The sequence below is a fragment of the Shinella yambaruensis genome (assembly GCF_022899355.1).
GTDB classification, from domain to species: domain Bacteria; phylum Pseudomonadota; class Alphaproteobacteria; order Rhizobiales; family Rhizobiaceae; genus Shinella; species Shinella yambaruensis.
The window spans coordinates 26,658-41,050 of record NZ_JALJCK010000010.1; the positions used below are offsets into that span (position 1 = coordinate 26,658).

The 14,393-nt window shown below is 66.8% G+C and carries 12 protein-coding genes; 11 read left to right on the forward strand and 1 reads right to left on the reverse strand.

Features of this window, described 5'->3' with window-relative positions:
* Nucleotides 1–9: 9 nt before the first annotated feature.
* Nucleotides 10–1,023, reverse strand: coding sequence for a nuclear transport factor 2 family protein (locus tag MUU56_RS22170; protein ID WP_244769448.1), 1,014 nt, complete (start codon nt 1,021–1,023; stop codon nt 10–12).
* A gap of 309 nt (nt 1,024–1,332) precedes the next feature.
* Between MUU56_RS22170 and MUU56_RS22175 the strand changes: the two genes are divergently transcribed.
* The 11 genes from MUU56_RS22175 (at nt 1,333) to MUU56_RS22225 (ending at nt 14,377) form a co-directional block, all read left to right on the forward strand.
* Nucleotides 1,333–2,388, forward strand: a complete 1,056-nt coding sequence (locus MUU56_RS22175; RefSeq protein WP_244769449.1) for an ABC transporter ATP-binding protein — start codon at nt 1,333–1,335, stop codon at nt 2,386–2,388.
* A gap of 54 nt (nt 2,389–2,442) precedes the next feature.
* On the forward strand, nt 2,443–3,669 hold the full coding sequence (locus MUU56_RS22180) for an ABC transporter substrate-binding protein (RefSeq protein WP_244769450.1): 1,227 nt from the start codon (nt 2,443–2,445) through the stop codon (nt 3,667–3,669).
* A gap of 68 nt (nt 3,670–3,737) precedes the next feature.
* Nucleotides 3,738–4,760, forward strand: coding sequence for a carbohydrate ABC transporter permease (locus MUU56_RS22185; RefSeq protein ID WP_244769451.1), 1,023 nt, complete (start codon nt 3,738–3,740; stop codon nt 4,758–4,760).
* Nucleotides 4,760–5,911: a carbohydrate ABC transporter permease gene (locus tag MUU56_RS22190; protein ID WP_244769452.1), complete on the forward strand. Its 1,152-nt coding sequence runs from the start codon at nt 4,760–4,762 to the stop codon at nt 5,909–5,911. Before MUU56_RS22185 ends, MUU56_RS22190 begins: the two co-directional genes overlap by 1 nt.
* Nucleotides 5,912–6,209: 298 nt before the next feature.
* Nucleotides 6,210–7,160 carry an iron-containing alcohol dehydrogenase gene (locus MUU56_RS22195; RefSeq protein WP_244769453.1) on the forward strand — a complete coding sequence of 317 codons (951 nt, stop codon included), beginning with the start codon at nt 6,210–6,212 and terminating at the stop codon, nt 7,158–7,160.
* Between the two features lie 2 nt (nt 7,161–7,162).
* The gene (locus tag MUU56_RS22200) at nt 7,163–7,861 is read left to right on the forward strand and encodes an SDR family NAD(P)-dependent oxidoreductase (RefSeq protein ID WP_244769454.1); all 699 of its coding nucleotides are present in this window, start codon (nt 7,163–7,165) and stop codon (nt 7,859–7,861) included.
* 4 nt (nt 7,862–7,865) lie between these two features.
* A complete protein-coding gene (locus MUU56_RS22205) occupies nt 7,866–9,026 on the forward strand; it encodes an iron-containing alcohol dehydrogenase (protein ID WP_244769455.1) in 1,161 nt (386 codons plus the stop codon).
* A gap of 118 nt (nt 9,027–9,144) precedes the next feature.
* Nucleotides 9,145–9,537, forward strand: coding sequence for a hypothetical protein (locus MUU56_RS22210; RefSeq protein WP_244769456.1), 393 nt, complete (start codon nt 9,145–9,147; stop codon nt 9,535–9,537).
* 241 nt (nt 9,538–9,778) lie between these two features.
* A complete protein-coding gene (locus tag MUU56_RS22215; RefSeq protein WP_244769457.1) occupies nt 9,779–10,309 on the forward strand; it encodes a YcnI family copper-binding membrane protein in 531 nt (176 codons plus the stop codon).
* Nucleotides 10,310–10,470: 161 nt separating this feature from the next.
* On the forward strand, nt 10,471–12,069 hold the full coding sequence (locus MUU56_RS22220) for a copper resistance CopC/CopD family protein (RefSeq protein WP_244769458.1): 1,599 nt from the start codon (nt 10,471–10,473) through the stop codon (nt 12,067–12,069).
* A 157-nt stretch (nt 12,070–12,226) separates the two neighbouring features.
* Nucleotides 12,227–14,377 (forward strand): TonB-dependent receptor family protein, encoded by a 2,151-nt coding sequence (locus MUU56_RS22225; RefSeq protein ID WP_263193699.1) that lies wholly within the window; start codon nt 12,227–12,229, stop codon nt 14,375–14,377.
* Nucleotides 14,378–14,393 lie beyond the last annotated feature (16 nt).

Below are 14,393 nucleotides of genomic sequence, written 5' to 3' on the forward strand. Positions count from 1 at the left end.
TCCCGCGTGTCAGTCGTGCGCGCCGGTCTGAAGCAGGATCTGCTTCCAGATGGCGGTTTCATCGATCAGGGTGAATTCGTTGCGGATCGCCGGGCCGCCGTCGTCGCCGAACGGGCCGAACTCGACATGGCTGATGCCGAGCACATAGACCTGCGCCTGCGTCGGCGTGCCGAAGCGGCCCCAGCCGGAATGCTTGCCCCACAGCGACCAGCGGATGGCTGAGCGTGGCGGCATCAGCGGGTCCTCGCGGCCGATGACGTGCTCGATGCGGAACTCGGCATGGGGGAAGGCGGCCCGCAGGCCCATCCAGAACTGGTCCGCCTGCGCGCGGCCGAACAGCGTCTCGCCGCCGGGATAGTGCAGGTTGCAGGCGCGGTCGTAGCTGCGCGGGATCACCTCCATGTCTGCGGCCATGATGCGGTTCAGGATCTCGGCGTGGCGCTGCCCCCATTCGTTGTCGTTGCCGCGGCCGCTATAGGGCCCGGGCACGTCGTTGTCCTTCGTGAGCGGCTTGACGCAACGCTCCGGTCCACCCTCGCGCGCGATCAGGTCGCGGGTCCAGTCGATCACGTCGAAGCCCATCTGCCGCACGATCGCCGACTGGTCGCGCACCAGCCATTCGTCATAGATCGCGTCGTCGCGGATCGCGCAGTCGGCGAGGATGCGATAGGCGAAGTGCTTTCCGGTCGGCGCGCCATACATGCCGGGCCGCGTGTGCCGTGCCCATGAAATCAGCCGGTGCGAGGACAGGAAGGCGTCGGAGGTCTCGGTCGAGCCGGCCGGGTCCTCGCACCAGATCACGTCCTCGCCCGGCAGTTCCCGGTCCGGAAATTCCGCAAGGGTCGCCATGGTCGCCGCGATGACATTGGTGTTGTCGACCACCACCGAGGCGGGCGAGCGCACGATCAGCCCCGGGGCATAGTGGCGGCGCAGGCTGCCGATCTGGCGGTCCTCCCAGATCTGCTGGGTGAGGCCGTTGATGAAATGCGGGACATCCCGCCATTTCGGATCAAAACCTTTCATGACTGTACCTCTTGTCTGTCCTGTTGCTGGCGAAGGGAAACCACGGCTGTTCGGCGACGCCACGGCCGGCGCCGGCCGGCACATCCTGCGGAAGCCGGGGCGATAAAGCTGGTTGTTTTTCGTCGTCCGACCCGGGGCCATGGTGCGCTGCCATGCCCCAAGCGCGCCGGATCAGGGCGGGTCCGAACCCTCGCAGGCTCTTTCGCCGTCCTCTCATATTATTAGTTGCCAGATATCAAATTCTGTGTCTAGGGTATTTATGCATTCGAATGCACAAAGGGAATGCACAGAGGAAGGAGCTCAACCCGAATGGCCGAGATCGTCTTGCGCAACCTCACGAAACGATGGGGCAGCTTCACAGGTGTCGAGCGCACCAACCTGACGATAGCGGACCAGGAATTCCTGGTTCTGCTGGGGCCGTCGGGCTGCGGCAAGACGACCACCATGCGCATGATCGCCGGGCTGGAAGAGGCCAGCGAGGGCGACATCCTGATCGGCGGGCGGCGGGTCAACGGCCTGGATCCGAAGGACCGCGACATCGCGATGGTCTTCCAGAGCTATGCGCTCTATCCCAACATGAACGTCTACGAAAACATCCGTTTTCCGCTGAAAGTGCGGCGCGTGCCGGCCGCCGAACATCACGAAAGGGTCATGCGCGCGGCCCGGATGGTCGAGCTGACCGAATTCCTGGAGCGCCGCCCGGGCGAGCTGTCCGGAGGGCAGCGCCAGCGCGTGGCCCTGGCGCGTGCGATCGTCCGCCAGCCGAACGTGTTCCTCATGGACGAACCCCTGTCCAACCTGGACGCCAAGCTCAGGGTTTCGACGCGCGCGCAGATCAAGAACCTCAGCCACGAGCTGAAGGTGACGACGATCTACGTCACCCACGACCAGGTGGAAGCGATGACGCTGGCCGACCGCGTCGTCATCATGAAGCGCGGAGTGATCCAGCAGGTCGGAAGCCCGGTGGAGATCTACGACCGGCCGGCCAACACCTTCGTGGCCGGCTTCATCGGCAATCCCGCCATGAACCTGATGACCGGAGAGCTTCGCGGCGGCGTCTTCAGCGGCGAGAACGTCCGCATTGCCGGGATTAACGGGCCGGACGGCGCCGTCGTCCTGGGGTTTCGGGCCGAGGATGCCTCGGTGGTGCCCGCCGGCGGCGACATCGTCGCGCCGACCTACACCATGGAGCTTCTGGGCGACGCCACGATGGTCGCGGTGCGCGCCGGCGGCGCGCTTGTCACCGTTAAGGCCCAGAAGGATTACCGCATCGAGATCGGTGCTCCGGTCGAAATCTCGGTGCCCGCAGGGATCTGTCATCTCTTCGATGCCGCTGAAGGCAACCGCATCGAGACCGCCGGATAAATCCAACCACCAATGCCGGAAAACGTGCCGGCAGCAAACAGCAGGGGAATCAAAATGAAACGTCGAAATCTCTTCATCTTCGCCGTCCTTGCCGCGCTCGGCTCCGGACCGGCCAACGCCGCCTGCAGCTTTTCGAACGAGGTGCCGATAAAGGTCCTCAGCGCCGCCTTCGAGGCGTGGAAGTCGGTGACCGACGCGATGGCCGAATGTGGGAACGTCCAGGCATCGCTGGACCAGGACTTCCGCTTGAAGCAGTCCGCCGCCTTTGCCGCAAATCCGGCGCTCTACCAGCTCGGCGGCGTGGCCAACAACACGATTCCCCAGTTGCTGAACGAGAAGAGGATCCGGCCGCTGAACGATCTGGTCGAGAAGTACGGCCAGCACCTCAAGCCGAACCAGCTCATCAAGGTGGGCGGCGACATCGTGGCCATCGCCATGATGGTGAACACCCAGGAATTCGCCTATCGCAAGGACATCTTCGACGAGCTCGGGCTGGACGTGCCCAAGACCTACGATCAGGTCTTCGAGGCCGCCGAGAAGATCCGGCAATCCGGCAAGGTGGACTATCCGCTCGGCGGCATGACGATGTCCGGCTGGAACATGGCGCTGGAATGGCTCAACGTCTATGCGAGCCTTGCCGGCGACAGCTTCCTCAACGCGGACGGCACGCCGAACTTCAACAACGAGAACGGCATCAAGGCGCTCGAACTGCTCAAGCGCGCGAGCGAATACATGGACCCCGAATATCTCGTGTCGGATTCCACCTTCGTCCAGCAGCAGATGCAGCAGGGCAAGATCGCGATGGCCAACATCTGGGCCAGTCGTGCCGGCGCGGCGGACAACGAGGCCGAATCCAAGGTGGTCGGCAAGATTTATACGGCTGCGTCGCCCCTGGCCGCCGAGGATGCCAGACCGGTCGCCATGCTCTTCTGGGATGGTATCGTGATCCCCCGCAACATCTCCGACGAGGCGGCCGAGGCGGCCTTCCGGGTCGCGATGGAAGGGCTCGATACCGAAATGGTCCAGGCGCACAACGACGATGCCGTCTGGCTGATCGAAGGCTACAAGCCCGGCCGGCTTGCCGAAGGCGCGGTCGCCACGGCCAGCGCCCAGCCCAGCCCGATCTCTTATCCCATGACGATCGAGATGGGGCTCATCCATTCCGCGATCGGCAATCAGATCAGCGGCTTCTTCACGGGAGCGAAGTCGGCGGAGGCGGCCCTGCGCGCGGCGGAGGAGGAATACGGGACGGCAGCCCGCGAGGCCGGCCTTCTTCAATGAACCATTCGCGCGGGCCGCGATGAACGGCGCGGCCCGCGGACAGTTTTCGCAAAAGCAGGGAGAAGACGGTGCGCTTCAGGACATTCGCGGCGTTTGTCGCGCCATCGTTGTTGCTCATGGTGCTGTTCATCGCCGCGCCGCTCACCAGCGTGTTCGTGCAGAGTTTCTTTGTCACGCAGCCGCAAATCCAGCGGGTCGAGACCGAGCGCTGCACGGCCGGATTCCTGGAGCAGCAATGCACGACGGAGATCAAGAACGTCCCCGTGCTGGATGAGAACGGCGCGGTCGTGACGACGACGCGCTTCGTCGGGCTGGACAATTATCGCGCCGTGGTCAGGCCCGACCGCGCCTTCGCCGCGCTGTCGGCATGGGACTGGCAGGCCCTGATGTCGATCGATTTCTGGAAGGCGCTGCGTTTCACGCTCACCTTCACGCTGGTGACGTTGCCGCTGGTCGTCGGCCTGGGTCTTGCGATCGCGCTGGCGGTCAACAACACCATGCGCTCGATCCGCGGCCCGGTGATCTTCGTATCGCTGCTTCCCTTCATCGTCACGCCCGTGATCGGCGCGCTGTCGATCCGCTGGCTGTTCGTCGGCGACGGGATCCTGACCCGCGCGATGGAGGCCTGGAGCGGCACCGAGATCGCCATGTTCGCGCAAGGATGGACCATCGAGCTGCTGATGCTCTTCTACCGCGTCTGGCATGTCGCGCCCTTCGCCTTCGTCATCTTCTATGCCGGATTGCAGACGATGAACCGCGAGACGCTGGAGGCCGCGATGGTCGACGGCGCCTCGCGCTTCGAGCGGCTGCGCTATGTCATCGTGCCGCATCTGATGCCGCTGATCGTGTTCGTGTCGCTGATCCATCTCATGGATGCCTACCGGGTCTTCGAGGAAGTGGTCGGCTTCCGAAGCCAGGCGCATGTCATCTCGCTGCAATGGCTGACCTACGACCTGCTGCAGCCGGACGATGCGGGCAACCGTGCGGTCAGCCGCGCCTCCGCCTCCGCCATGCTGACCATGATCGGCATCGTCATCCTTCTCGTTCCGCTGCTGCGCAAGTCCTGGCGCGATCACAAGGGAGCCCGCTGATGTCCACTGTAAAGGCTTTGCGCCAGCCCGCCTCGCTGCAGATAGTGTCGGCCGGTTTCCTGCTCTTCTGGTGCGTGCTTGCCCTGTTCCCGATCGCCTGGATCGCGGTCATGAGCATCAAGGCACCGCTCGACGCCTTCGCCGCCAATCCCTTCGACGTGATCCTGGGGCCGGCCACGATCGCGCAGGGCAACGGATTGACGCTTGCCGATATCGCGGCGGCTCTTCTCGGGGGAGGGCTGGCCATCTGGTTTGCGATCAAGGTCCTGCCGGGGCTGGTCGCCCGCCACGTGCCGCCCGGCTACAGGCCGCTCGGCTGGATCCTGGCGCTCATCGGCTATTGCATCATCGTGCTTCTGGCGGGGTTCATCCTGCTGCCGCGCCTGGCGCAGGCGGTGAACGCAGCCATGGCGCTCGATCCGGTCATCGGTTTCACGACGCAGCATTATCATGCCGTCTGGGTGGAGAACGCGTTCTGGCAGAATTTCGTCAATTCCGCGATCGTGACGACCGGCGTGGTGACGATCTCGCTGACCGTCGGAACGCTCGCCGGCTACGGGCTGTCGCGTTCGGGCTCGAACCTCGCCTTCTGGCTGCTGATTGGCGCGCTGGTCTTCAGGGCGCTGCCGCATTCCGTGCTGGTGGCCGGCTATCTTCCGGTCTTCATCAATTCGGCTGAGCTTCTGCGGCCGCTCCTGGGAGAAAATGCGCCGACCCTCTACGGCCAGCCTCTTGCCGTCATCATCGTGCTGGTGTCGATCAACCAGCCCTTCACGATCTGGATGCTACGCTCGTTCTTCCAGAGCATCCCGGCCGAGCTGGACGAGGCGGCGCGCGTCGACGGCTGTACCCATTTCCAGGCGTTCCGAAGGGTCATCATGCCGGTGATGTGGCCGGGCGTGATCACGACGGGGCTGTTCAGCTTCCTGCTGGCGTATAACGACTTCCTTGTGACCTCGTTGCTGCTCGACCAGTCGGACATGACGATGGTTCCGGCGATCGCCGCCTACTTCAACCGCGAGACGACGACGACCGACCAGGTCCAGGCCATCGCGGCGGCCGTTTCGATCACTGCGCCCCTGTTCCTGCTCGTGATGGCGTTCCAGCGCCAGATCGTGAGCGGGCTCACCGCCGGGGCGGTGAAAGGCTAAGTATGAACATGGGGCCGCCTCCACTTGACGCATGAGACCAAGGAACTTGGCTGGGTGGGGACCAAGGCTCCTCTGGTCGATCGCGCTTGAAGGATACGGAGAACAATTGAGCAATGGCCGGGATCGCCCGCCGGACAATCCGTTCGAGGCGGCGGCATCCACCCCACGCCGAGCGACAAATGGACGGAGGGCGATCGGCTGCGGCTGTTGGTTAAAGCGGCAGGCGGGCATCGCAAATGCCGCAGCCAACGGCTGCTCAGTTTGTCTGCAAGAGGTTGCGATCGTCGGGGGCGGGCCGGTGGCCGTGGTCATCGATCCGGTTGCCCGCAACCTTCTTGGCGAACGCATCCTCCGCCAGCTGCCCGATGCCCGCCTCATGGAATTCGGCGGCGAGTGCACCGCGGCGGAAATCGCCGCGCGCGCCGCGGAGACGGGCGATGCCCGGCTTCTCATCGGCGTCGGCGGCGGCAAGGCGATCGACACCGCGAAGGGGGCCGCGATCGAGCGCGGCCTGCCGGTCGCCATCGTGCCGACGATCGCCTCCAACGACAGCCCCACCAGCCATATCGCCGTCGTCTACACGCCGGACCACGCCGTCGAGGGCGTGCGCCGCATGAAGACCAATCCCGTGCTGGTGCTGGTGGATACTGCCGTCATCGTCGGGGCGCCGCGCCGGTTCCTGGCCGCCGGCATCGGCGATGCGATGTCGAAGCCCTACGAGCTTGCGGGCGCGCTGGCCGGCGGTGGGCTCAACTTCTTCTCGGGCCGGCCGACGGAACTGACGCAGGCGATCGTCTCCCGCGCGCAGGAGATCCTTCTCGCCGACAGCGAGGCCGCCATGGCGGCAACGGCGCCCGACGAGGCTTTCGAGCGCGTCGTCGAGGCGGCAGTGCTCCTGAGTGGCCTCGCCTTTGAAAGCGGCGGCCTTTCCATTGCCCACGCCATGGTGCGCGGACTGTCGGTCATGCCGGCGCTGGGCGGTCTGCTGCATGGCGAAATGGTCGCGCTCGGCACGCTGACGCAGCTCGCCGCCGGGCAGGGCAGCGCGGAGGAGATCCGCGCGCTCGCCGGCTTCTTCCGCCGCATCGGCCTGCCCACCGGCTTCAAGGTATTCGACATCACGGCAGAGGCCGATTTCCGGCGCATGGCCGAGATCGCGCTCGCCGCGCCCTATGCGCCGAACTACTACCGCAAGCTCGATGCCGGCGATCTCGTGCGCGCGATGCGGGCCCTCGACGAAAGGAACTGACGATGGGAGAGGCAAGGAACGTGGTGGTCACCGGTGGAGGGACCGGCATCGGGCTGGCGACGACCCAGGTGCTTGTCGAGCGCGGCTGGCAGGTAACGGCTGCCGGGCTGGAGCGGGAGGACGGTTTTCCCGATGCCGCCCGCTTCGTTGAATGCGACGTCACCGATGCCGCCTCGCTGGCCAAAGTCTTCGAAGGGGTCGAGACGCTCGGCGGGCTCGTGACCTGCGCGGGAACCATCCAGTATGGCAGGGAGTGGGACGCGGCGGTTTTCGAGAAGGTCATGGCGGTGAACGTCACCGGTGTCCTTTCCTCCTGCACGGCGGCCCGCGACGCGCTCCAGCGCGGCGGCGGTTCGGTCGTCAACATCGCCTCGATGTGGAGCTGGTTCGGCAACCCGGTCGCGCCGGCCTACGGCACCAGCAAGGGGGCCGTCGCGGCGCTGACGCGTTCGCTGGCCGTCGCCTGGGGCGCGAGCGGCATCCGCGTCAACGCGGTGGCGCCCGGCTGGGTGGAGACGCGTATTTCGGAAGGAGCACGGGCGGATGCGGCGCGGCGCGCCCGGATCGACGCGCGCATTCCCCTGGGGCGGTGGGCCGCCACGGTGGAGATCGCCCGGGTCGTGGCATTCCTGCTGTCGGAAGACGCCTCCTATATCCACGGCGCCATCGTGCCCGTCGACGGCGGCTATCTGGCGGCCTGATCCCATGCAGCCGTTCCAGTTCGACACCGTTGCGAGCCTTGCCGTCGAATGGGGCGGCGCGGCCCATATCGGCGAGAGGCTGGGCGCCTGGTTTACCGCGCGCAACCTCCTGCTCGTCACGGATGGCGGCCTCAGGGCCTCGGGCGTGCTGGACCCCGCGCTTGCCTCGCTTCAGGCGAGCGGCTTTACCGTCACCGTGTTCGACGCCGTCGTCGCCGACCCGCCCGAAAGCGTGCTTCTCGATTGCGTCGCGCGCGCCAGGGCCGCGCAGGTCGACATCGTGCTCGGCTTCGGCGGCGGCTCGTCCATGGACGTGGCCAAGCTCGCCGCCGTTCTCATCCGCTCCGGGCAAAGCCTTGCCAGCCTCTACGGCATCGGCAAGGTCGAGGGCGGGCGGCTGCCGCTCGTGCAGGTCCCGACCACGGCCGGCACGGGATCGGAAGTGACCAACATCACGATCCTGACAACCGGCGAGACGACGAAGATGGGCGTGGTCGCCGACCAGCTCTATGCCGACCGCGTGCTGCTCGACGGGGCGCTCACCTGCGGCCTGCCGCCGCTCCACACCGCCGCAACCGGCATCGACGCCATGGTGCATGCGATCGAAGCCTATACGTCGCGGCACAGGAAGAACCCGATATCCGATCTTCTCGCCTGCGAGGCGTTGCGGCTTCTGTCCACCCATCTGGTTGCCGCATGCCGCAACGGTAACGACCGCACGGCGCGCGAAGCGATGCTGCTCGGCGCGACGCTGGCCGGGCAGGCCTTCGCGAATGCGCCGGTGGCCGCGGTGCACGCCCTGGCCTATCCGCTCGGCGGCCGCTGCCACATCCCGCACGGCCTTGCCAATGCGCTCATGCTGGGGCCGGTGCTCGGCTTCAACCTGAAGGCCGCGGCGCCACTCTACGCCCGGCTGGCCGCGCCGGCCGGGGCGGATCTTGCGGGCGCCGGGAGCGAGGAAGGCCTTGCCCGCCGTTTCCTTGCCCGGATGCTGGAACTGATGGATGCCTCCGGCGCGCCGCGCCGGCTGCGCGATGCCGGTGTGGCGGAAGACATGCTCCCGACGCTCGCGGCGGACGCCATGTTGCAGACACGGCTCCTCGCAAACAATCCCGTGCCGCTGGAAGAGGCGGACGCGCTGGCCCTCTACCGCGCAGCCTACTAGCAAGCCCGGCGATTTTCGCGCGGCTCATTGCTGCATCGCAAACTGTGCGACAATTCGGCAGGCGGAGAGCCTTTTCATCGCGCTGCCTGGTTGGTAAGCCTTGGCGCGAGAGGTTTCGATGAACACGCATCTGCAACAGCGCCGGATTGGAATGGTGGCCTTCGCCGTCGCCGTCCTGATGGCGTTGCAGGCGCTTCTCGGCCCCCTTGCCGTTGCAGCCGCCGCCGGCGCTTCGCCGGTCGATGCCTTCGGCAATCCGCTCTGCATCAGCCATGCCGAGGAGCAGGAACCGGCCTCCGCGCCGGGCAAGGAGCGTTCCCTCGCTCCCGATTGCTGCACGCTTGCCTGCGGCATGGCCGCGGCCTTCGTTCCGACCCACCGCTCCGTTCCCATCCTGTTCAATCCGCGCGCCCAGCCATCGCAGCGGATTCTCGATGGGTATGGCGACATGGTCCCCTCAGCGCACGACGCTCTCCCCGGACATCCGCGCGGCCCTCCCGCCATCGCCTGACCGCCGGGCCGGCACCCGCTGGCGACCGTGACGATGCGCCTGCCCGAGCCATATTGGCCGACGGGGCAGGGGGCGCCGCGAGGCTCCCGTTCTCCACGCACGCATGATGCGCATTGCTGTGCCTCCCGGCTCCCGTCCGTCCTGTCGTCGGCGCCCCGCCGGGCGCTCCGCGATCGCGCCTTCCAATTTTTATTCCATCAAACCTTGCCGGCAGGGATGACCGGCTTCATGGAGACTGACTATGCTGAAAAGAATGCTTGCAACCGTTGCCGTCCTTGCCATCGGTTCCGGAGCCGCCCTTGCCCATGTCTCGCTGCAATCGAAGGAGGCGCCGGTCGGTTCGACCTATCGCGCGATCCTCCAGGTGCCGCATGGCTGCGAAGGCAGGCCGACGAATGTGCTCCGCGTGCAGATCCCGGAGGGCGTGATCGCGGTCAAGCCGCAGCCGAAGGCCGGCTGGACGCTTGAAAAGATCAAGGGCGCCTATGCGAAATCCTACGACTACCACGGCACGCCGACCAGCGAAGGCGTGAAGGAAATCGTATGGAGCGGCGGCAGCCTCGGCGATGACGAATATGACGAGTTCGTGCTGCGGGTCTATCTGACGAAGGACCTGAAGGCGGGCGAAACGCTGTATTTCCCCGTGGTGCAGGAGTGCCCCGACGGCATGGCCGAGCGCTGGATCGAGATCCCCGCCGAAGGCCAGTCGGCCGATGATCTCGAGCTTCCCGCGCCCGGCGTGAAGCTGGTCGAGGCCGCAGGCGGCCATTAAAGGCTGTTCCAGAAAAGGCATGACGCGGTCTTGCGTGCAAGATTGCGGCGAAAAAGGAGGCGGGGGTGTCTTTGCGATTTGAAGAACGGCGCAAACGCTCTGGCTCCGTGAAGGCCGGCGCCATCGGGGTGCCGGCCGCATCTGTCGTTCGGAGGGCGTTCGTGCGGGACCATCCTGGCCGAGCCTGTATCCAGGTATTCCTGGCCGGCATCCTCTGGTGCTGCCTCGCCGCGGCGGCGATGGCGCATGCCTCCCTGACGGGGTCGGTGCCGGCGGATGGCGCGGTCGTCGACACGCCGCCGCAAAGCCTCTCGCTGTCCTTCAGCGAGCCGGTTTCGCCGCTCGTGCTGCGGCTCGTCCTGCCGGACGGGCAGGCAAGGACGCTCGGGACTTTCGTGCTCCGCGACCGCGTGCTTGAGATCGTCCCGCCGGACGGCCTCGGCGCTGGCACCCATGTCCTTGTCTGGCGTGTCGTGTCCGAGGACGGGCATCCGGTCGCCGGATCCACGGTCTTTTCGATCGGCGCGCCGAGCAGCGCGCCGCCCGTCGCCGAAACGGCGGCCGACTGGCCGGTCAGGATCGCGCTGTGGCTTGCGCGGGTCGCGCTCTATGTCGGCCTCTTCTTCGGGATCGGCGGCCTCTTTTCCGTCCGCTGGCTGATCCCGGGCGGCGCGGATGGCCTGCGCGTCATAAGGGGGGTAACGCTGCTCGGCCTGGCGGCGGCCGTCCTCTCGCTGGGGTTTCAGGGACTGGATGCGCTCGGCGTTCCGCTATCCGGCCTGATGGACCGGACGGTATGGCAAGCCGGTCTCGCCACGCGTTTCGGCCTCACCGTCATCGTGCTTCTGGCGGCCTTCTGCCTGGCGGTGGTTGCCTCCTTTCGCGCGGCATTCGCCGGTCGTGCGGCATCCCTTGCGTCTCTCCTCGCCGGAGGCGGGGCCCTGGCGTTGAGCGGCCATGCAAGTTCGGCCGCGCCGCAATGGCTGACGCAACCCGCCGTCTTCGTGCATGCGATCACGATCGCCGTCTGGATCGGCGCCCTCCTGCCGCTGGCCTGTGCCGTGCGGCGGGGCGGCGATGCCGGCCGGCAGGCGCTTGACCGGTTTTCGCGCCTGATCCCGGCCTGCGTTGCCGCGCTGGCCCTTGCCGGCCTGCTGCTTGCCGTCGTCCAGATCCAGGCATTCGGCGCGCTCTTTTCGACGGCCTACGGCGCCGTGCTTCTGGTGAAGATGGCGCTGCTTGCGGTCCTGTTTTCGCTCGTGGCTCTCAACCGCTGGGTTTTCACCCGGCCCGCCGCGCGCGGGGATCGCGGCGCGACGCGGCGGCTTGTCCGGTCGATCATCGTGGAGACCATGATCGTCCTTGCGGTTCTTGCCGTCGCCGCGGCCTGGCGGTTCACGCCGCCGCCGCGCGCACTGGCGCTCGCGGCGGCGCAGCCGGCCTCGATCCATATCCATTCGGACAAGGCGATGGCCGAAATCGCCCTCACGCCGGGTCGCGCCGGCCCGGTCCGGCTATCCGCCGTCATCCTGTCGCCCGACTTCACGCCCCTCAGCCCGAAGGAGGTCACGTTCGTGCTCTCGAACCCGGAAGCGGGCATCGAGCCGATGCGCCGGCGGGCCGCATTGCAGGGCGACGGGACCTGGCAGGCCACGGACGTCATCCTTCCCCTGGCCGGGCGGTGGCGCGTGAGGATCGACATTCTCGTCAGCGATTTCGAGCTCGTGCGATTGCAGGAAACGGTTGAAATCGCGCCATAGATCGCGTTGGGGCCGCTTGGGCGCGCCTTGCGCGGCACTGTCCCGCAATAACATGCGTGAAATACTCAAGTTTTGACTCTTGTTTGCGCCAGCGCAAAGAGCGGCGTTTCCCGGATGTGCAATTCCCATGGCAGGGCAATTGGCGAGCGGGGATATCATGGCGCGCATCGGTGGACTTGGTTTCGTTACGGCGGTTCTTCTGGCCGGGACGGCGACGGGGGCTTTGGCACAGTCGGCGACACCCGGCTCGACCACGGTTCTGGACGCCGTCGTGGTCGATGGCACAAGGTGGAGCGACACGGTCCAGAGGGCGCGCGAGCGCCTGGCGGCCATTCCCGGCGGGGTGGCGGCCATCGGCGGGGAGGAGCCGGCGGTACGGGCCGTGCCGACACTTTCCGAAGCGCTCGCCCTCGTTCCGGGCGTCGTCGTGCAGCGCTTCTTCGGGGGCAACGACCAGCCGCGGGTGCAGATCCGCGGCTCAGGCCTGCAGCAGAACCCGGTCGAGCGCGGCATCCTCGTCCTGCGGGACGGCCTGCCGATCAACCGCGCGGACGGGTCCTACATCGTCGGCCTCGCAAATCCCGGCCAGGCGAGCCTGATCGAGGTCTATCGCGGTTATACCGCCAACCGGCTCGGCGCGAGCGTGCTCGGCGGGGCGATCAACTTCGCCTCGCCGGTGGAGGCCGGAACGAGCGTTTCGGCGGGCGGCGGAAGTTTCGGCGCGGCGGAGGTTTCCGCCCGCACGGGCTTCGACAGCGACCGCTTCGCCGGCAGCTTCTCCATCGACAGCAGCCGCCGCGACGGCTTCCGCCGGCACAACGGCTCCCGCCGGACGAGCGTCGGCGGCACGATCGAGGCGGAGATTTCCGACAGCGTCACGACGCGCGCCTTCATCGGCTATACCGATCTCGGCTTCGACGTTTCCGGTCCCCTGACGCTGAGCGCGCTGAACGCCGACCCGACGCAGATCTCGCTCGGCCCGCCGACCAGCCTCGGCCCCAATGTCGAGCGCGACAGGCCGCGCCGCGAGGCCACCCAGTTCCTCATCGGCTCGCGCACCTCCATCGTGCTGGACGACCACCTGTTCGATATCGGGCTCGGCTACACCTATACCGAGGACATGTTCCGCTTCCCCGTGTCGAGCGGCGTGCGCCGCACGGAGGGCGGCGACCTGACCGGCCTCCTGCGCTATGCCTACCAGCCGGATGCGGATGCTCTCCTGCCGCTCTTCGAAACGACGGCGCAATATTCCATCGGCTCGGCCGAGCGGACCTACAACATCAATCGCGCCGGCGCCGACGGGCCGGCCTTCTCCCGGAACGATCTCGACGCCAAGACCCTGTCGCTCACGGCCGGCCTCAATGTGCCGGTCGGCGATGCGGTGACGCTGTCGCCCTCGCTGTCCTACACCTATGCGACGCGCGGAAACGACGATCTCTGGGGCACGGCGACCCGCCCGTGGCTGGGCTTCACGCCCGGCGGGCCGGTCCTGTCGAGAATTCCGGCGGTCGATACGAGCTATGACCGAAGCTATAGCGGCTGGTCGCCGGCGCTGGCCGCAAGCTGGCGGCCCGACGAAAGCAACCTGCTGTTCGCCGCGATCAGCCGCAGCTTCGAGCCGCCGACCCATGACGACCTGCTCGGCACCATGGGCGGCACGCCCAACAGTTCGGCGACCGGCTTCTCCACGCCTGACCTCGACGCCCAGACCGCGACCACCGTCGAGATCGGCTGGCGGGGCAGCTACGAGACGTGGAGCGTCGATGCCGTCGCCTACTATTCCTGGGTGGACGACGAGCTTCTCAGCCTGCGTGACAGCAGCGGTTCGCTGCTGGCCGCCGTCAATGCCGACCGGACGATCCATGCGGGACTGGAGCTCGGCGTCTCCGGCGAGATCGTGCAGGCGCTCACGGGCCGGCTTGCCTATACGTTCCAGGACTTCCGCTTCGACGACGATCCGGTGCGCGGCGACAATCGCCTCGCCGGCGCGCCCCGCCATGTCGTCCACCTCGCGCTGCAATATGCGGTGGCGGAGGACTGGGATATCGGCGCGGCCCTGCAATGGGTCCCGGCAAAGACGCCCGTCGACAACATGAACACGCTCTACGCCGATCCCTATGCGGTCGTCGACCTCAAGACCGAATACCGCATCAGCGAGGCCTTCAGCCTTTACGGCGCCGTCACCAACCTCTTCGACAAGACCTATGCCTCCTCCACCCTGGTCCTCGACCAGGCGGGCCCCGGGCAGGCGGTCTACCTGCCGGGCGATGGCCGCGGCTTCTACGCCGGTATCAAGGCGCGTTTCTGACGAAAGGACGATGGAC